Source organism: Flavobacterium petrolei (assembly GCF_003314435.2).
Lineage (GTDB): Bacteria > Bacteroidota > Bacteroidia > Flavobacteriales > Flavobacteriaceae > Flavobacterium > Flavobacterium petrolei.
The window spans coordinates 1-19,647 of record NZ_QNVY02000002.1; the positions used below are offsets into that span (position 1 = coordinate 1).

A 19,647-nucleotide genomic window follows, 5' to 3' on the forward strand; every position below is an offset into this window, starting at 1 on the left:
TTATAACCTCTTAAGGTGGTTATTGCGGCGGGGCTCACCTCTTCCCATCCCGAACAGAGTAGTTAAGCCCGCCTGCGCAGATGGTACTGCAGTTATGTGGGAGAGTATGTCGTCGCCTTTCTTTGAAGAATCCTCATCATTCAATTGATGAGGATTTTTTTTTTGTTTTAATGGTAAGAAGTTTCTGGGTATTGCCGGATCAATCCCATAACCTGTAGAGTAGATAAATTAAGAACATAAATTAGTGAGTCTAAATAGGAAGAATTCTATATTTCTTAAGCCTCTAAATTTGCTTCTGAACGTATTTATTTGCGCATTGAATGATTCAACAGAAGCTTTTTGTACTTCTATTATTAAAATACTGCAAAATAGTTTGTAATGATAGATTATGGTTCTTGGGATACTATTGAAAGCCTTAAATCCTGATTGAGTCACTTTTTTCTTGTCTTTTGCCTAGTTTAGTGTATGCGTATATTTTATTATTGGTGTTTTGAAATATATTTGATTATTCCGATGATACTTGGTATGCAAATTTTAAATCAGGATAAATTTTAAATAGTATTTTAGCTCTTTCTTTTTGATTTTCAGTCCTGTGATTTTCTCTTTTAGTGAGTAAGTATCTCATCCTAGCAAGAAGTTGGCTTTTAAAAAAGAGTTAAATTATTGGGTTACACGGATGCATTCGGCTACTGTATTCCAGTCTCTAACTACAACTTTGATAGTGGTAAAATCAATTCATCTTCTTCTTTTTAGTGAAGAAAAACTTTGTGTTCTCGAATTAGACAATCTTCAACTGCAATACTATAAAAAAACCTTTTTATTGTAATTTATCTCTTTAATGCTCAGTTGATGGTTTGTTGATTTCTTACAAATAGACATATAGTGTACTTTGATTTTGTTACACCGATTTAAGCTTAAAATAGCTAATAATGTAATCCGGTAATAAGAGACATGAAGTTATTGATAGTGATGTCATTAGTTATGCCTGTAATCCCAATGAGGTAACAAACTTTTTTTTGAGTAGCTTTTTTTTAATAATTCCACTCTATTTTGCCACTCAAGTTGACCAGCTATTTTTGACCAACACTGTTACTTTATTTGTTGGGATTTCCAATGCAAGTTGAAAGCATTTTGAATTGCTGCTATAATACCAGCTTCCATTCTTTTGTCACTAACATTTAGATTACATTGATTTTTTAAAGCACTTTTATTAAACTTATTATATTTTTTGCTGCGTGCTCTGCTTTGGATTTTTTGCATCTATATTTACAGACCTTGTTAGTGTTACCACTCCCTGTTGTACCATTACTCCACTTTCGGCAGCCTGCAAAAGAGGTTCCCAGTTGATTGCATCGACGACATTTTTCTGCAGTTCTTCATTGCTTTTCATTTTATAGCTTTTTTAGTTTATGATTAACTGTAAAGATGTACTACAACCATTTGGCCTGAAATGACCTTGCTTATTTAAAAAAGTAATTTTTATTATTTTGCGAATTGTTCAGTAATTCAAGCCCGTATTTGGCTGTAAAGTTATCTGTTTTGTCAAATGAATTAAAAAATAGTAAGAACCAAACCCAATATACAAACCTATAATACTCTTACTAGAGGAAGGGATTTGTTTCGTGTAGGATAACATAGATAGATAAATTCTTTGAACTGAAAAGACGTTATAAAAAGCTCTCTAAAAAATCTTACATAAATAAGAAAAATTTTCTAGGCAGAATTAACTAGTCTTTTATCTAGGCTATCATATTTAAAATTGGGTGTTTAAAAAAATATTATTTGGTTAGGACCTGATTTTAAAGATTATCAGGTGAAGTTTCTTCTCTTGACACAAACAATATTTAGCTTATTATTTATTTTTAGTAAACTAGTTTTACAAATTTGCACCATTATTAGGAATCAAAGAATGATAGCAATCATTTGAATCACTGATATGCAACACTTATCTAAGGTCGATCAATAATTGTGACGAGTAACACTATTGAGAATAATAGCGCATATTTTATAATTGCTAATTATAACGCAACTTTGCAGGTGTTATTAAATTAAATTATTGCGACTTTCGTCCTAGTCCGTCACGGACAATCTATTTATAATTTAGAAAATCGATTTACTGGAAACCTTTATTGGCCTGACACCATTGGAGTGTATGAAGCATAGCAGACGGGTAAAAAACTTATAGATTATCATCTTGATATAGCTTATTCTTCAATGATCAGAAGGGAACAATGTATGTTTAAAATCATTCCAAATATAATTGGACTAACTAGACTTTCGATTAAAAAAAATGGTGCTTCGAACGAAAGGATATATGGCAAAATGAAAGGTCTTAACAAGGATGACACCATTAAAGAATTTTGTACTGATTAAGTAGGAATTTGATGCAGAAGATATGCTGTAGCGCCACTAAACGGAGTAGGTCTAGCTGTAACCTTTAAAAGAACGGTTTCCTATTATAAATTTGAAATCGAACCTAAGCTAAGAAAGGGATAAAACATCTTGATCGCTGCTCCTGGCAACAGCTTGAGAGCGTTGATGATGTACTTAGAAGAAATAAGCCGATAGGATATTGAAAAAATCAATATCCTTACTGGTTACTTAGAAAATATTCCTTTGACACTCAATTGAAAACCTTATCTGTCCAATATTTATGAAATTGTAATTGCTACCCATTGTCTTCTTCTAGATCATTATGGGCATCGCCACCCAAACTATAACCGTTATTCTCTTCATCTTCACTGCCTGTATTTTCCATTGCATCATCTAGTTCAGATCCAGGAACATCTAAGTCAGAACCTGAAACATCCTCTCTGAAATTTTTTTCATTCCATTTGGATTCCGATTTCTTGATAAAAGGCTTCTTTTTTAAGACATCTTCAGGATCTATGTCCTTGGATTCAGTAAGCTTAGCATAGATGTTCTCGCTTATGGGGTAATTTAATGCAGCTAATTTTTCACCCTCTATTTTTGAAGATGTTAGATTTTTTTTATTGGTTTTCATACTGTTGAAATTTATGATTTAATTATAATTTTTTTGTTTTTTGATTTGCACTTGTAATCTATGGCTTGTCAATACTTTTCTTTATTTGTTCGTATTCTTTTAAACTAATAGAGCATGAAGCAAATCTTTTTTTAAGGATCTCTAGTGGCTTATCTATGGGGTTTCTTTGCCTAAAAATGGTATAAGCGATTGCAAAAACCTAAAAAAAGTATTAACCATAACACCCACCAATAAAATTCATTCCTGCTTAATAGTGGTCGTAATACATGTTGCTTGTTTTAAAATTGCTGTTGCATAGTATCTTTATGTTGTAATTGTCACAGCTATTTTGTGGCGGTTTTTGTGATGATGTTTTTTAATTTCAGTGACAGATTGCTGTCTGTATTTTTCTACAGTTAATCGAGCCATCAAATAGCTTACAGTTGATTCAGCTCCTTGATTAAGATTGATATACTTATCTTCTAAACCGTCATAACAACCACCGGTGCAAGGATTATAAATAATCTGATGCAAATGATTATTTCCAAGAAACCAACTAAAGGCTATTTCCATCTTTTGCTGATAAGAATTATTTTTAAAAGTATCATAAAATTTAGCTAGAGCCATAATAGTATAGGCTACATCAATGGGTTGTTCCCCTCCAATGACGTCCATATAAACTGCTTTGTCATTATGCAACCAGCCCTTATTAGAAATGACCTTAATACTATTTTTAGTAAATATTTTTGAAAGTAAAAAATCGAATGATTCTTTTGCAACTTCTTTGTAAATCATTTCGCCGGTAGTCAAATACGAGCAAAGCATGGCTTCAGGTAAAATACTGTTACCATAGGTCATATAACTCTCAAACCAATGCCAGCTTGCTTTCGATTCGTGTCTGTACATTTGTACTAATCGGTTTGCTAATGCTTTGATTAACATTTTGTTTTCAACAAGCATCTCTTTTTTACCACCATAATAGATTCCTTTTATTGTAAAAGCCATCGCCCTTGTAGAATGCATTTGAACTGCACTTGTTAAAGCAGACTGCATTGTTTTCCTCGCTTTTGAGATTAGTATTTCGGGTAATATATCACTCAAAGAAATCATGAACCCTAGAGCCCATATTGCTCGTCCGTTGGAATCTTCTAAATTTTCGCTGTTCTGTTTGGTAAATTTTTTAGCCTCATTCACATAGTTTAAAAATGTGCCGTTTTCTTGTTGACAAAAGTGAATAAACTGATAATATTGGTCAATATAAGTTAAGTCGTCAAGATTATTGGTCAATTCAAAATGTTGGCAAATAGCTACTAAAGCACGTGCATTATCATCGAGAGTATATCCGCTTTTTAAATCGGGTTTATTGATTATCGAAAATTGGATCATTGCAAATGACGTTGTCAATTCTTTCAAATGGTTTAAGTTTATTGCAGGTTTTATATAATTTACTTTTAACTTTTTGTTTAGAAACCTTTTAAATAATGTAGCATGTGCAATTGCTGAATTTTCCCAAGCTGTTGGTGCCATTTTGTGAATACCATTATTTGAAATTTCTTTACACAATTGCGGATTATCCAACAGTAATGTAACTTGCGTTGCTAGTTGTTCAGAGTTTTCAAAGTCAATCGTAATTCCCCCCTTGTTTTGTACTATTTCAGTTGCATGCGGTATTGGGGTAGAGATTACCGGGCAGCCACAACTTATAGCATATGAAAATGTACCGCTTACCGCTTGATTAGGGTCTTTCGAAGTAAAAAGATAAATATCAGTAAGTTGTAAATAGTCCAATAATTCTTCAAGTGGTAAAAATGAATTGATAAATTTCACATGGTCTTGTAAACCTAGTGTTTCAATTTTTTGTTCTAAACTGTGGCGGTATTTTTCGCCTTCTTCTAAAACTACTGATGGATGAGTTTTACCAATTATCAAGAACAAAACGTCTGGGTTTTTTTCAATAATGGCAGGCATTGCGTCTAATGTTGTTTCGATTGATTTTCCGGAACTCAGTAAACCAAATGTGGAAATTACTTTCCTGCCTAACAAATTGTATTTTTCTTTTAAAACTTCTTTATCGGTATGTTTCACTAAATGTGTGCCGTGCGGGATAACAGAGATTTTCTCCATTGTAATTCCGTAATCCTGATGGAGTAATTTGGCAGAATTATTGGTCATTACTATAAAGGAAACAACATTAGCATTTATTTGTGCAATGTTTTTTTTTAATAGTGAATCAGGATTTGGTAAAACAGTATGAAAAACAATGATGATACTTTTTTTGGTCGCCTTTAAAAATTGAACAAAATCAGTTTCATTAGTTTTGAATAGGCCAAATTCATGCTGAATCAGAACTAATTCTAGAGATGTGTTACTATTTATTTCTTCTGCTAGTTCACAATACGAATTTTCATTATCTGTTTCTAAGATAGATACAACCTCTTTTCCATAGTTGTATTTGTGGTTTTTCGTTTCTAAAGCTGCAATTTTTATATCAAATGTATTTTCAAATTTGTTGTTTAATGCTAAAATTAAATCTTGTGAATAGGTAGCAATACCACATTCGCGTGGCGGATAGGAAGTAATAATTAAAATTTCGGACCTATTACTATTTTTCTTTTTTTGTTCTGGAGTCTTAATTGAGCTGAAAACGGTTTCGTTTATAGCTACATATCCATCTTTGTGATTTGACCTTACATTATTTATCATCTTGTTTTTTATAAAGCATTAATTCATTTATTAATTTTGATAAGGAAACAGAGGCACAGGCGATTCTTTCGTCTGCAGCTCCATAATAGATATATAGAGTGTCGTTAAATACGGCTGATCCCGTAGGAAAGCACACATTATTAACTTCGCCTTTCAGTTCCCAATTTAGTTCTGGTTTAAACAGCGGATATGGGAGGCGTGAAATTTCTTTTTGTGGATTTTCAAGATCAAGCAAAGCCGCACATGCTGAATAAACATAACCATTAAGGCTATCTTTTACACCATGGTATATTAACAGCCAGCCGTGATCAGTTTCAATTGGAGGACATCCACCTCCGACATAACTAATTTCATGGTCAAATTTTGAAGTAAGAACTACATGGTCATTAAAATGGCTCAAGTAATCTTTATAGAACACATCTGTCAAATCTTTCAAATCATCTACACCTACAACAATCTGAACTTCAGGTCTTATTCGGTGTAGGAAGTAAAATTTACCTCTTATTTTTCTGGGAAAAAAAATAACATTTTTGTCCCAAACGAGGTATTTTTTTTTGTCTTTCTCTAAAGTTCCTGTGTGCTCGTTGTAGCGAAAATATTTAGTATTGATGGGGCTTTCTTCTTCTGCAAATTGATCAAATTCTGCAAAAGTGATTTGAGGTACTATTACTCCTTTTTTTTCAAAATGTACAAGATCTTTTGAAACGGCAAGACATCCTAAGGCATTGATTCCATCAAAACCTGTATAGGTCAAATAGTAGAGGTCTTCAATTTTTACAATTCTAGGATCCTCCATTCCGTGGCTTTCATAATCAAATTCAGGAACGATAAGTGATTTTTTATTTCTGTCTACCAACAATAAAGGACCTTCTAGCATACAATATCCTATGGATGAATGGTTGCCTTCCCTGACAGCACGATAAAAGAGATGGACAAAATTACCTTCCTTTATAGCAGCAGGGTTCAGTACACCTTCATTTTCAAATGGAAGTATGGTTTTTGTTAGTAGTACACCTTCTTTTTTGACTTGTATCATTTTTCCTTGTTTTTTTTATATTTTATGCTTGTTTTAAACTTTTTATAAAACGAACGATCACGGAATTGTTACCTATTTTTTGCCTTTTAAGGTTTCAAGAAGCAATTTTGCCGTTGCTGCTGATGAGGCTTGATTTTGTCCAGTAATTAGCAATCCGTCTTGTTTTACATAGGATTCCAAACCGTTACCTTTGCTGTAATGAGCACCGTTTTTAATCAGTTCATCTTCAAGTAAAAATGGCACTACCTTTGTTAATTTCAACGCTTCCTCTTCGGTATTAGAAAAGCCAGTAAGTTGTTTTCCTTTGACCAAAGGTTCGCCATTTTTTGCTTTTACATTGACTAAAGCAGCAGGAGAATGGCATACGAAAGCGATTGGCTTTTGATGGTTATAGAATCCTTCAATAAGATTGATAGAATTTTCATCAGTTGCTAAATCCCAAAGCGGACCATGACCGCCAGGGTAAAAAACGGCATCATAATCCTCTTGATTTATAGCGCTTAGTTTTAATGAATGTGATACAAGGTCTATGGCAATAGAGTCTTTATAGAATCTTTTGGTGTCCGCAGTTTGCGCATCTTCGGCTTCGCTTTTTGGATCAACAGGCGGTTGACCACCTTTTGGTGAGGCAATGGTTATTGTTGCTCCCGCATCTAAAAAAACAAAATAGGGTGCAGCAAATTCTTCAACCCAAAACCCGGTTTTTTCACCACTTGTTCCTAAATCTGCATGTGAGGTAAGTACGATTAGTATTTTCATATCAGTTGTTTTTTTATTTTTTATTTGAAAAAAGAGATTTGTTTGTGAGCTTTTCTTGTTCAGTTTTTAACTTTTTTTACAGTTGTATTCATGTTTATTGGCGCATTTGGCGCTTCAAATACAAGGAACTAAAAAAAAAATTTTCAGAGTAAGGGTGTTTAATTTATAGTTATTTATTCGGCTTTTCTTAAAAGAGACTTTTCATTAATTATAGAAGCAAGATTTAACTTAAAAGCACTTGGTTTAAATCACGATTAACATACTTTTAAAAGTATTTCCAGATAATGCTAAAAACTATTTATTACTCATTTACGTTAATATGTTTGAAATATTCTCTAATAAATTCCTGTTGCTAATTATCGGGCTGGTTATCAGTATCGATACTTTCTGTTTTTATATTGTCAAAATGATGCTTTTCTTTTAAAAAATCAAGTAGTTCCGACTTTGTATTGCTTGGACCAAAAAAGTAAAACTTCCTCAAAATCTTCAATTATGCTCGCTAACTTTTATAGTAATAATTCTGTCTTTGCTATTGTTGTTTGTTGTGCATTTCGCTTTCACTTGTTGCAAGGTTTCCTGTTTGTCTTGAACATCAAAATGAAGTAAAATTGCTTCTGTAGCCTTAAGCCAATCAGTGAAGTCTATGATTTCTGCATTGGCGCGATTCATACAAATGCATAGTTTTTAAATTATTTTCATTTTGTATTATTTAGTCTTCTTTAATTAATAATTAATTATCAACATTTATAACTACTGTTGCTTTCCACGCTATACGGCTAGCAAGCTCTTTCTGATAGGAATAATCAACAGTTCCTTTTAAGATTATATTGTATTTAGAAATTACTACTTCAATTTTTTTTACAATCTAAATTGCGATTGTTTTGTAGTGCTATCTGGAGAGTTAGTTTATCTATTTGACCTTTATTTTGAGATTTTATAGAGATAGCATTACGTACGCATTTTACACCAATTAGGTTCGTTATTATTAATTTGGCGGCTTCTTTTTGATAGTTCCATTCTATTTCTCCAGAAAGGGTAACCCATCCATTGATCACCTTGACTTTAATGGTATCGTTTAATGTATTCCAATTCCCTCTGAAAATCATTAGTATTTCATTAGTAATTTCATTATATTTTTTCTCTTCCCATCCGTTTAATAGGAGAACAATTTCATTACTTGTTGATTTTACACCTATAACCTCTCTTGCTATGTTTTAGGCTTTTATTTACTTTGTATAATGCTCAACTATATCACTAAGCATTATTATATCATTATTTGGAATCACTACTATTTTACAATGATAAATAGCTGATGCTTGCTGTAAGCTATGTATTACATGCTCTTGTAAAATTCCATCAGTTTTCATTTTTTCTATATTGTGCTTTTAAATGTTTTATCATTCTTTGCTAAGGCAAAGTTGGAATAAATAGCAGGAGAAAGAAATGAGCTAGAGAGGTACTTTATGTGATTCATATCACTTATTATAACTATTAAAGGAGTGAATTTTACAATATATAACCCTTATCGTGAAAGTATTTAGGGGCTGGTTTAAGTTATCTTTACAAGTAAACAACGCTCATTGGATATACAAGTTATGGAAAACGCTACCTTACTACATGCCCTCGTATACAATGCCATTGACGGCATAATAATTATGGATGATGTTGGAATTATAGAAAGCATTAATCCAGTGGCATGCAAACTATTTGCTTATACAGAGCAAGAAGTTTTAGGAAACAATATCTCAATGCTAATGCCTAATGGAGATAAAGAATCAAACGATTACTACCTTCAGCATTATAAAAGTACCAATCAAGCTCAGATCACAGGCATTGGAAGAGAACTCATAGGAAGAACTAAAGAGGGATACCAATTTCCTTTTAAACTTGGTGTAAGCGAAGTAAAGTATGCTGGAAGAAGAATTTATGCCGGATTTATACATGATCTTACAAAACAAAAAAAAGATGAGATACGTTTGAAAAATTACGCATCTCATTTGGAAGAGCTTGTTGAGCAACGTACAAAGACCTTGAAAGAAACTATTAAAGCACTTGAAAAATCAAAAGAAAAAGTGAGTATAACTTTAGAAAAAGAAAAGGCGCTGAGTAAATTAAAAAACCGTTTTTTATCAATGGCTTCTCATGAGTTCCGTACACCATTGAGTACAGCACAATTATCAGCTTCACTTATTGAAAAATATGCAGAACCATTAGAAAACCCCAATATCGTTAAACATGCAGGAAAAATAATTAATGCTGTAACAAATTTGACTACCGTGCTAAATGATTTTTTGTACATAGAAAAATTAGAAGTAGGTAAGGTAAAGGCAAATCTAACTTGTTTTGATTTGGAGCAATTAGCCCAAGAAATTACAGAAGAGATGCAATTATTGTCAAAAGGAGAACAGCAAATTCACTTTTCACATTATGGTGTTCAAAAGCGAATCAAATTGGACCAGAATTTAATTAAGAATAGTGTTATTAATTTAATTACTAATGCTATAAAATATTCTAGTGATACCTCTCGAATAGATTTTACAACCGAAATTAATGATTCGCATTGTATCATTAAGGTAAAAGATGAAGGAATAGGTATTCCTGAAAAAGACCAAAAGCATTTATTTAAGCCTTTCTTTAGAGCACATAATACGGGAAACATTCCCGGAACCGGACTTGGTTTAAATATTGTCGCCCGGTACATAGCTCTTATGGAGGGAGAAATTTCTTATAGTAGTGTTATAGATAAAGGAACATTATTTACGTTAACATTTTCAAATACATGAGCAAAATACTAGTAATAGAAGATAATAAAGAAATAAGGGATAATATAGTTGAAATACTTGAATTAGCCAATTATGAAGTTACCGTAGGTAAAAACGGCAAACAAGGTCTTGAAATTGCTATGACAGATATACCAGATATTATTTTATGTGATATTATGATGCCCGACCTGGATGGTTATGATGTATTATACCTTATTAATAAAAATGCTGAAACATCCAATATTCCTTTTATTTTTATTACTTCTAAATCGGAACGACTTGATTTACGTAAAGGAATGGAAATGGGCGCCGATGATTACCTTACCAAGCCATTTGGAAGATTAGAACTCTTAAATGCAATCGAAATCAGATTAAAGAAAAAAGACTTGCAGCATGATTTTTATAGCAGATCGCTAGAACAACTCGATAATCTAATTCCTAAAAACGAAGGATTGATTGAATTAAAAAAAATCATTGCCGAACGTAAAAGTAGGTTATTCAAGAAGAATCAAGTGGTATATTATGAAGGGGATAGTGCTACAGGTATTTATTTAGTGCTTTCAGGGAAAATTAAGACGATAAAGATGACTGAGGAAGGACGTGAACTAATGACGGGTATTTATCAGACAGAAGATTTTTTTGGGAATAATGTTATCCTTTGCAATAAACCATACGATGATACTGCAACTGCTTTAGAAGACAGTTCTTTATTCTTTTTTCCTAAATCACAGTTTGATGAGTTATTACGGCTTTATCCAGATGTTTCAGGAAAGTTTCTTGAAATTCTATCCAATGAAATCCGTAATAAAGATGCGTACCTCTTGCAACTCGCCTATCAATCAGTACGGAAAAGAATTGCAGAAGCGATACTACGTATGTTTAAAAAAAGCAACAGTGCAATTGACAGTGTTAGTATCAGCAGGGATGATCTTGCTGCATTGTCCGGAACAGCCATTGAAACGGTTAGCCGCACACTTACAGAATTTAAAAATGAAGGTCTAATTGAAAAAAAAGGGCGTTTGTTAAAAATCCTGAATCATGATAAAATTAGTAAAATGATAAATTAGGATCTGGAAGCTCGCACTGCAGGGTACTTTTCTTTCAGGTAGTTCCCTTTTTTCTAAAATTAATTTTAGGATAATAAATCCTATCATTCCTGCTGCTATTGCGCAAATTCCGGTGCTTTTAATTACCTAATTTCAATTCAAAATGGCTACTACATTTTTTACTAAAAATTACTCTTTTTCATTTGTTAATTAGTATTCAAATATTCTTCAATATTACCCTTTATTTATCCCTCTTTTTTTTCTCAAAGATTCTTTGGATATGCAAATGAAAACTGCACATTAAGTTAGGCTATATTTTTGTAATTAATTTGATCGTTAAATTCTTCAATAGTTGTATCATTCAAAGCAGAGTGCGTTCTTTTTCCGTTATGTCAAATTTCAAAATATTGCTTCACAGTTCGCTATCGCTCGGGTATTGAAATTTTATAACCAATACTCCGAAGTGCTATTGTTATTATAGGACTTCGTTATCGTTGCTGGCTTGCAGTGATTGTTGTTTTTTGCATCGGTAACATCTTCCATTCCTCACTTGAAACACTTTCACTTTTTTTTAATTGGTTATAGTTGTTCATTGTTTTGAATGAAACTATAAATCATCGAGCACTCTTGGAAAAAAGGGCAATTTCTTTTTTAATGTATCTCAATATAAATCAGCGTTTTGAGTCTTTTTTCCAATTCGTTAATTTTTCTAGTTCGGGACTTAGTTTTAAATTTCCTTTTCCAGGAAAGCTCCTTTCTCGAAACATCTCGAATTTTTTGCGCCAATTATACAACTAAGGTACTGTTACTCTTTATAAGCTAAGATTATTTGTTAACTCTGTTTGATTGCTAAGTTAGCATGTCCACATAGGAAATCTATGCTTCTTCCATAGTGTGATACACGTTCATTACATCATCATCTTCCTCCAGTTTTTCAATTAGCTTTTCGATGTCAGCCATTTCTGCTTCTGATAATTTCTTTGTGATCTGCGGAATTCTTTCAAATCCAGAAGAAAGAATTTCCAATCCTCTATTTTCTAATTCTTTCTGGATGGTTCCAAAACTTCCAAAAGGAGCGTAAATCAATATACCGTCTTCGTCTTCAAAAATTTCCTCAGCACCAAAATCGATTAATTCTAACTCTAATTCTTCAGGATCAATTCCGTTTGCTGGAATTCTAAAGTTGCAGGTGTGATCAAACATAAATTCTACAGAACCTTGCGTTCCCATAGTACCATTACATTTGTTAAAATAACTTCTAACATTAGCTACCGTTCTGTTATTATTATCAGTTGCAGTTTCAACCAGAATTGCAATTCCATGAGGCGCATATCCTTCAAATAATACTTCTTTATAATTGGCTGTGTCTTTATCAGTTGCTTTTTTAATGGCGCGTTCCACATTTTCTTTCGGCATATTTACGGCCTTAGAGTTTTGGATAACGGCTCTTAATCTGGAATTGGCATCAGGATTTGGTCCGCCTTCCTTTACAGCCATTACAATATCTTTTCCAATTCTGGTAAATGCCTTAGCCATTGCTGACCAACGTTTCATTTTTCTTCCTTTTCTAAACTCGAACGCTCTTCCCATTTTATTTCTTATTTTGAACTGCAAAAATACAGTTATTAGTTATTTTTTCAAATATTTTTGTTAATCAATTGGAACGTGTTTCGAAATAAAATTTGTTCCGGTTGTATTCCAGTTATTGATAGCGTTGGAGCGCTCTGTATTGAACTTTGTATTCAGTTTGTTGTAAGTTCCTAGTTCTTTATTCAAAATGTTTACAAGCGAATTAAAATTATCAATTTCTGCTTTAGATCTTGCATTTGCGGCTTTGTCGTCCATAATTTTTTTGCTTTCCTGAAATTTTTGGTTCAGCATCATAAAAGCAACAACTCCCGGTACAAATTCTAACGCTTCTTTTTTACTGAATTCCAATACTTTTTTGGTAGCATTTACAAGCATTAAATCGTTTTTATAAGGTTGAAATGTCTTTAGTTTTTCAAAACCCTCATTCGAATATTGTTCCAGAGCATTGCTGTTTTGTTGAATTGCATTCAAATTGTTATCAGCAATTGCTTTCATCAATACCGATTCTGTGAAATTCACTTTAAAAAAGATTAGATATAATTGGGTGTGATTTTCAAAAACCTCGTTAGATATTTTCATTTTCTTACCCAATTCACTTTTATCTTCCCCAATTTGAATCCCATATTTAGTCGCAAATCTTTTTTGGTTGACATTCAATTTATCGACTTCTTCATTAATTTTAGTATTGACTAGATCTCTTGCCATAATAAATGCTTCCATAAAGTCATAGGATTGCTCTGCAACTTCCTGCATGTTTATTATTTTCTCATATTCCTGATTGATTTGCTTTTCAGAAATTGCGAGATAGGTTAGGAGCTGGTTTTTATATTCCATATCACCTTTGTAACCGTCTTTCAGTGCTTCTATTTTTTTAGTTGCATTCTGTATGCTTTTCACCAACGTTTTTCGTGTCACATCAATTTTTCGGGCATTCTTGCTGTGTGCCACTGCCGAAGTGTATTTCCAAGTTGTGCGGGAAATTATATCAGTTTCCTTGCTGATATAATTCAAATAGTCAACAGGTGTTTTGAATTCCTGAGCATTAGTAAACGTTGTAACGAGCAAAAGTAAGAGCAGGGTAAAGGTTGATTTCATATTTTAGGGTTGACTTATTTGATTAGAGTTCTGTAATCATTCAGTATTGCAATTGCTTCTTCTAAATACGGACTGTTTTTTAAATTTTTAATTTTGTAAGTATTACTTTCTTGCTGAAAAGTATCGAATTTTAAATTCTCTACATCATAGGAAGTATTCGAAAGAGTAAAATCACTTTCACTTTCTACTATTTTTTTGACTTTTCTCCATAGGGAGTCAATTTCATGTACATCATCAAACACATCTTTAAAAACTAATCGTGTTGGTTTTTTAGGATTGTTATAAAGTGCATTAATCTGTTCATTAGCTGTATTAATTTCGTTAAAACGAACATTTGCTTTTACTCTTTTTTGGCTTAATGCTGTTAGTTGTGGGAAATAAGTTCGTGGCAAAGGACTGAATCTCGCTTTGGTAGTAATGATATCATTTTTCAAAGCTGTTTTGTAACTGTCTTCACGAGGAGTAATACTGTCAAATAAAATCGGTAGCGCAATATCTGGTATAATTCCTTGTATTTGATGGCTTTTGCCGGAAACTCTGTAGAATTTTTCAATTGTTACTTTTACAAAATCCTGTTGGTTTTTTTCGTCCAAAGGCAAAATAGCCTGCATCGTAGCTTTTCCTAACGAAGTGCTCCCGATAATCATTCCGCGGTTGTAATCTTGAATAGCAGCTGCAAAAAACTCGCTTGCTGAAGCGGAATTCCCATTTATCAGCACTACTAAAGGACCATTGTAAACGCTGCCACGATTAAAATCCTTCAAGATAGTTTGCTGGTCTTTGCTGTCTACTAAAACCGATAAAGGACCTATGTCGATAAACATTCCCGCTAATTTAATCGCTTCCTGAATAGCGCCACCACCATTATTCTGGAGGTCAATCACTAATCCTTTAATGTTGTCTTTTTGAAGTTTTACAATTTCTTTGGCAACATCATCAGCGCATCCTTGAACGGAATTTCCATCAAAATTCGAATAAAAACTGGGAATATTGATATAACCTATTTTAGCTTCTTTTTCGGCAATAAAACTATACACTACATTATTTGTCGCTTTCATTACTTGCTTTCGAAGAAATACAATCATGACAGCTCCGTTTTTTTTCTGAATGGTTAATTCTATATCAGTATTGGAATCTAAAAAAATTAATTCTCCAATTTTTTCAATGGAAGAACAGGAAACGGTATAGCTAATGCCTTTGGTATTGGAAACGGCCAGAATGGTGTCATCTTTTTCAAACTTACCAGTCTTTGCAGCGGGACCGCCCGGAACTATTTCCTGCACAACGATTTCTTCTTTTTCATTAAAACCTACATTTAGGCCTAATGATAGCGTGCTGGTAGACAAACCCGACATGAAGCTTGATTTTGCAGCTAAAGAAAAATAATTCGAATGTGGGTCAAAATAGGTACAAAACAAATTCAAAAAAGTATTCTGTAAATCACTTTCTATTCGGCCTTTAGTCTCTAAAATACTGTTTACCTGACACAAATTAGCATCAAATAACTTTATTTTAGTTGTTTTTTCGAGAGTGGAGAAATTTTGATTTAACGAATCTAAATTTGAACTTAGCTTTGAAATATCTTCCAGGATATCATACCGAATTCTCTTTTTCCAAACACGTTCTAAATCTGTTGCAACTAAATCAAAAGGAAATTTTTTCTTCGAAAATTTTACAGAATCATTTGACTTGTAATCAAATGGTTCTTTTTGTATTTTCTCTAAAACTTTCTTTTTTCTGTTTAAAGCCAAAGTGTATGCAGCAACAAAATCATTCATAAACGAACAATTGTTTTGCAATAAGTAATTGTCCAGTTGGAGTCTGTGTTCGCAAAGTTTTTCATATTCAATTTTGGTGAATAAGTTTCGGTTCGAATCCAAAGCATCCAAAAAACTATCAAAAACAAAAACCGATAAACTGTCGTCTATCGGTTTTGGTTGATAATGTTCACGTTGTAATAATGTGTTTATTTTAGAAAGTGTTTCACAAGTTTTTGCGTCATTTTGACCAAAAAGTGAAAATGTAGTAAGCAAAATTGCTAGTGAAAGTTTGTTCATTTATTTTTATTTCTTGTAAAAAGGTAATTTTACCACTTTGGCAGGAACATCATTTTTACGGATTCGGATGAAGATATCGCTTTCCAAAGCGCTGTTTTCAACAGTTACATAACCCATTCCAATTCCTTTATTCATCGATGGCGACATCGTTCCTGAAGTTACAATCCCGATCACGTTTCCTGAAGCATCTACAATTTCGTAATCGTGTCTTGGCACCGCACGCTCTTGCATTTCAAAAGCAACTAGTTTTCTGGTAACTCCTGCTTCTTTTTGTTTTTTTAGATTTTCAGAATTAGTAAATTCTTTTGTGAATTTTGTGATCCATCCCAATCCAGCTTCCAGTGGAGAAGTAGTGTCGTTGATGTCATTTCCGTATAAACAAAAGCCCATTTCCAATCGTAACGTGTCACGAGCCGCAAGACCAATCGGCTTGATGCCAAAAGCCGCACCCGCTTCAAAAGCTTTATTCCAAATTTGTTCTACTTCTGAATTTTTACAATAAATCTCAAAACCTCCAGAACCGGTATACCCTGTAGCCGAAATAATTACGTTTTCAATACCGGCAAATTCACCCACTTCAAAATGGTAATACGGAATCGCAGATAAATCTTTTGAAGTCAATGATTGCATTGCTTCAACCGCTTTTGGCCCTTGAATAGCTAATAAAGAATAATCATCCGATAGGTTTTTCATCTCCACGCCCAAATCATTTTGAGCCGAGATCCAATCCCAATCTTTATCAATATTCGAAGCATTTACGACTAATAAATATTGCTCCTCTTTCATTTTATAAACTAGCAAATCGTCTACAATTCCACCATCATTATTTGGCAAACAAGAATATTGCGCTTTTCCAATGGTCAAAGTCGAAGCATCATTTGAAGTCACTTTTTGAATTAATGCCAATGCATTTGGACCCGTAAGCAGGAATTCACCCATGTGAGATACGTCAAAAACACCCACGGCATTGCGCACCGTTTCGTGTTCTGCATTCACTCCTTCATATAAAATAGGCATATTGTATCCGGCAAACGGAAGCATTTTTGCTCCCAAACTCTCGTGTATGTGCGTAAGCGCAGTATTTTTCATTGTATTTATGTATATAAATTGACTGGGCTAAATTATCAATTTTATTTCGGGTAACAAAGTTGTGAAGGGCAAAGTTTGAGGCTTCAAACGTTTTCGAAAGAAACGATACTTTATTCTCTCGGTTTATAGGCGGTACATAAAAACAAAATTGGCTATAAACTAATTTTTAGACTCTAATTACTCACAATTATTGTTAAATAAACCTTCTATTTTTAGGAAATAGAATGAGGTTTTCTTGGATTTAATTTTTAAATTGTTTTTTTTCATTCGATAAATCTAATTGGTATTTTATAAAAAGACCTCTAAAGTTGAAAACTTTAGAGGTCTTTAATTTATAATGATTTACAGAAAGTAAAGCGCTGAATTTTTAGTAGTTAGATAAAGTTAGGGATTCTAATTTTTGTAGGCTAATATATTTGTATGTTAGAATGTTACGTAAAAGACAATGCTTTTACCAAATCTTCTTTTTTATTCCTGCTTAAAGGAATTTTTGTAATACCAATTTCAGCGAATTTGCTGTTAAAGCGTTCAACTTTGTCTATGTTTATAATATAGGATTTGTGTACTCTAATGAATTTTTCTTTTGAGAGATCGTTTTCAAAGGATTTCATGGTTGAAAGAACTAAATTACTGTCATCTTCAGTAACTACCTTTACATAATCGCCAAAAGCTTCAATCCATTTTATTTTTGAAGTAAAAATCTTCAATTTTTTTAAGTTACTTTTTATGAATATGTGTTCACCTTCTTCCTCTTTATTTTCTTTTTTGAGCAAATGAAAATCTATTGCTCTTTTAACCGACGCATTAAAGCGATCGATTGCAATTGGTTTTTGAAGGTAATCAGTAGCATCATAATCAAATGCTTTCATGGCATATTCAGCCTTTGAAGTAATGAAAATAATTTGTGGTTTTACTTTTAATCCATCCAAGAAATCAAAGCCACTAATAACAGGCATCTCGATATCAAGAAAAATTAAATCCACATTATGGATAGACATACAACTTCTTGCTTCGATTGCATTAGAAAAATCACCTATTAAGTTTAAATTTTGATGATTATTAACTAACTTAGCGATAATCATTCTTTGGATAGAACTATCATCCACCACGACACAGTTTAGTTTCATAATTTTGTATTTTAGATTTGGCTACGTAAACATAATACTTTTTTATTAAAAAAAAATTATCAGAGCCGATTTTTTTTACCATACATCGAATAAAATGAAATAAGTGTTGTTTGCTAAGAATTATTGATTACTTTTGCAGCCAAAATAACAAATAAAATATATTTTTATGAATCATTATGAAACTGTTTTCATTTTAAATCCCGTTTTATCTGAAGTTCAGGTAAAGGAAACAGTAAGCAAATTTGAAGATTTTCTTACTAGTAGAGGAGCAGAAATGGTGTCGAAAGAAGATTGGGGTCTTAAAAAAATGGCTTACGAAATTCAAAACAAAAAAAGTGGTTTTTACCACCTTTTCGAATTTAAAGTATCTGGAGAAATTCTTATTGCTTTTGAAACTGAATTTAGACGTGACGAAAGAGTTATGCGTTTCTTGACTGTTAGTCTTGATAAACATGCTATTTCTTGGGCTGAAAGAAGAAGAACTAAATTAAAATCTACAAAAGCTTAATTATCATGGCAACATTACAACAATCGGCTTCAGGAAAAAAAGACGGAGATATCAGATATCTTACTCCTTTAAATATAGAAACAAACAAAACTAAAAAGTATTGTCGTTTCAAAAAATCAGGTATCAAATATATTGATTATAAAGATGCTGATTTCTTATTGAAATTCGTAAATGAGCAAGGGAAAATTCTTCCTCGTCGTTTAACAGGAACTTCATTAAAATACCAAAGAAAAGTTTCAGTTGCTGTGAAAAGAGCACGTCACTTAGCTTTAATGCCATATGTGGCTGATTTACTAAAATAATAATTTAACTCAGTTGTTGGTTTTCTGAAACATGAAACCTAACTTCTATAACAAAGGACAACAACATGGAACTTATATTAAGACAAGACGTTCAAAACTTAGGATTTAAAGATGATATTGTATCGGTAAAAAACGGTTACGGTCGTAACTTTTTGATCCCACAAGGTCATGCACATTTAGCTACTTCTTCTGCAAAGAAAGTATTAGCTGAAAACCTAAAGCAAAGAGCGCACAAAGAAGCTAAAGTGGTAGCAGATGCAAAAGCATTAGCTGAAGCTTTGAAAGCTATCGAAATTAAAATCTTCGCAAAAGCAGGTGGTGAAAAATTATTCGGTTCAATCACGAATATTGATATCGCTGAAGCTTTAGCTAAAGGTGGACAACAAATCGAAAGAAAATTCATCACTAGCGGAATCGTTAAACGTACTGGTAAATATAATGCTAGTGTTCGTTTGCACAGAGATGTTATTGTTGAATTAGATTACGAAATTGTTGCTGAAAAATAATTTTTAGTTAACATATTGTTAATAAAATATAAAAAATCACTCTTCGGAGTGATTTTTTTTTGTTTAATTTCGCGCCACAAACAA

18 protein-coding genes and 1 rRNA gene are annotated in these 19,647 nt (G+C 32.6%); 6 read left to right on the forward strand and 13 right to left on the reverse strand.

All coding sequences use genetic code 11. The features are described 5' to 3' along the window. Positions 1 to 11: 11 nt before the first annotated feature. Positions 12 to 121, forward strand: a 5S ribosomal RNA gene (rrf, locus tag DR871_RS06445). Between the two features lie 107 nt (positions 122 to 228). Here rrf and DR871_RS16605 read toward each other — a convergent pair. The 8 genes from DR871_RS16605 to DR871_RS16650 form a co-directional block, all read right to left on the reverse strand. After that, on the reverse strand, positions 229 to 435 hold the full coding sequence (locus DR871_RS16605; RefSeq protein ID WP_113666034.1) for a transposase: 207 nt from the start codon (positions 433 to 435) through the stop codon (positions 229 to 231). Between the two features lie 784 nt (positions 436 to 1,219). Next, entirely contained in the window at positions 1,220 to 1,390 is a 171-nt protein-coding gene (locus DR871_RS16405; protein ID WP_165355313.1) for a BON domain-containing protein, read from the reverse strand. A 1,278-nt stretch (positions 1,391 to 2,668) separates the two neighbouring features. Next, positions 2,669 to 3,004, reverse strand: a complete 336-nt coding sequence (locus tag DR871_RS06460; protein ID WP_207209797.1) for a hypothetical protein — start codon at positions 3,002 to 3,004, stop codon at positions 2,669 to 2,671. Positions 3,005 to 3,307: 303 nt separating this feature from the next. Beyond that, entirely contained in the window at positions 3,308 to 5,686 is a 2,379-nt protein-coding gene (locus DR871_RS06465) for a glycosyltransferase (protein WP_113666032.1), read from the reverse strand. Further along, a complete protein-coding gene (locus tag DR871_RS06470) occupies positions 5,676 to 6,722 on the reverse strand; it encodes a glycoside hydrolase family 130 protein (RefSeq protein WP_113666031.1) in 1,047 nt (348 codons plus the stop codon). Before DR871_RS06470 ends, DR871_RS06465 begins: the two co-directional genes overlap by 11 nt. Positions 6,723 to 6,794: 72 nt before the next feature. After that, the gene (locus DR871_RS06475) at positions 6,795 to 7,481 is read right to left on the reverse strand and encodes a type 1 glutamine amidotransferase domain-containing protein (protein WP_113666030.1); all 687 of its coding nucleotides are present in this window, start codon (positions 7,479 to 7,481) and stop codon (positions 6,795 to 6,797) included. A gap of 486 nt (positions 7,482 to 7,967) precedes the next feature. After that, positions 7,968 to 8,150 carry a hypothetical protein gene (locus DR871_RS06480; protein ID WP_113666029.1) on the reverse strand — a complete coding sequence of 61 codons (183 nt, stop codon included), beginning with the start codon at positions 8,148 to 8,150 and terminating at the stop codon, positions 7,968 to 7,970. Between the two features lie 179 nt (positions 8,151 to 8,329). Then, the gene (locus DR871_RS16650; protein ID WP_113666028.1) at positions 8,330 to 8,587 is read right to left on the reverse strand and encodes a BON domain-containing protein; all 258 of its coding nucleotides are present in this window, start codon (positions 8,585 to 8,587) and stop codon (positions 8,330 to 8,332) included. A 474-nt stretch (positions 8,588 to 9,061) separates the two neighbouring features. Between DR871_RS16650 and DR871_RS06495 the strand changes: the two genes are divergently transcribed. Next, the gene (locus DR871_RS06495; protein ID WP_242497081.1) at positions 9,062 to 10,264 is read left to right on the forward strand and encodes a PAS domain-containing sensor histidine kinase; all 1,203 of its coding nucleotides are present in this window, start codon (positions 9,062 to 9,064) and stop codon (positions 10,262 to 10,264) included. Further along, a complete protein-coding gene (locus DR871_RS06500) occupies positions 10,261 to 11,310 on the forward strand; it encodes a response regulator (protein WP_113666026.1) in 1,050 nt (349 codons plus the stop codon). The genes DR871_RS06495 and DR871_RS06500 overlap by 4 nt, the downstream gene beginning before the upstream one ends. Before the next feature lie 855 nt (positions 11,311 to 12,165). Here the strand turns inward: DR871_RS06500 and DR871_RS06505 are convergent. The 5 genes from DR871_RS06505 to DR871_RS06525 form a co-directional block, all read right to left on the reverse strand. Then, positions 12,166 to 12,879, reverse strand: a complete 714-nt coding sequence (locus tag DR871_RS06505; protein WP_113666025.1) for a YebC/PmpR family DNA-binding transcriptional regulator — start codon at positions 12,877 to 12,879, stop codon at positions 12,166 to 12,168. 60 nt (positions 12,880 to 12,939) lie between these two features. Continuing rightward, positions 12,940 to 13,974: an LIC11966 family surface protein gene (locus tag DR871_RS06510; protein WP_129752533.1), complete on the reverse strand. Its 1,035-nt coding sequence runs from the start codon at positions 13,972 to 13,974 to the stop codon at positions 12,940 to 12,942. A 14-nt stretch (positions 13,975 to 13,988) separates the two neighbouring features. Further along, entirely contained in the window at positions 13,989 to 16,031 is a 2,043-nt protein-coding gene (locus tag DR871_RS06515) for a carboxy terminal-processing peptidase (RefSeq protein ID WP_113666023.1), read from the reverse strand. Between the two features lie 6 nt (positions 16,032 to 16,037). Further along, entirely contained in the window at positions 16,038 to 17,120 is a 1,083-nt protein-coding gene (gene gcvT / locus DR871_RS06520) for a glycine cleavage system aminomethyltransferase GcvT (protein ID WP_113666022.1), read from the reverse strand. Between the two features lie 431 nt (positions 17,121 to 17,551). Then, the gene (locus tag DR871_RS06525; RefSeq protein WP_113666021.1) at positions 17,552 to 18,247 is read right to left on the reverse strand and encodes a LytR/AlgR family response regulator transcription factor; all 696 of its coding nucleotides are present in this window, start codon (positions 18,245 to 18,247) and stop codon (positions 17,552 to 17,554) included. A 166-nt stretch (positions 18,248 to 18,413) separates the two neighbouring features. Here DR871_RS06525 and rpsF point away from each other — a divergent pair, with 166 nt between their 5' ends. The 3 genes from rpsF to rplI all read left to right on the forward strand — a co-directional run bounded on the left by rpsF (position 18,414) and on the right by rplI (position 19,563). Beyond that, complete coding sequence (rpsF, locus tag DR871_RS06530) at positions 18,414 to 18,755, forward strand: 30S ribosomal protein S6 (protein ID WP_113666020.1); 342 nt, start codon at positions 18,414 to 18,416, stop codon at positions 18,753 to 18,755. Positions 18,756 to 18,760: 5 nt separating this feature from the next. Next, on the forward strand, positions 18,761 to 19,057 hold the full coding sequence (gene rpsR, locus DR871_RS06535; RefSeq protein WP_007138295.1) for a 30S ribosomal protein S18: 297 nt from the start codon (positions 18,761 to 18,763) through the stop codon (positions 19,055 to 19,057). A gap of 65 nt (positions 19,058 to 19,122) precedes the next feature. Then, complete coding sequence (gene rplI, locus DR871_RS06540) at positions 19,123 to 19,563, forward strand: 50S ribosomal protein L9 (RefSeq protein WP_113666019.1); 441 nt, start codon at positions 19,123 to 19,125, stop codon at positions 19,561 to 19,563. The last annotated feature ends 84 nt before the right edge of the window (positions 19,564 to 19,647 follow it).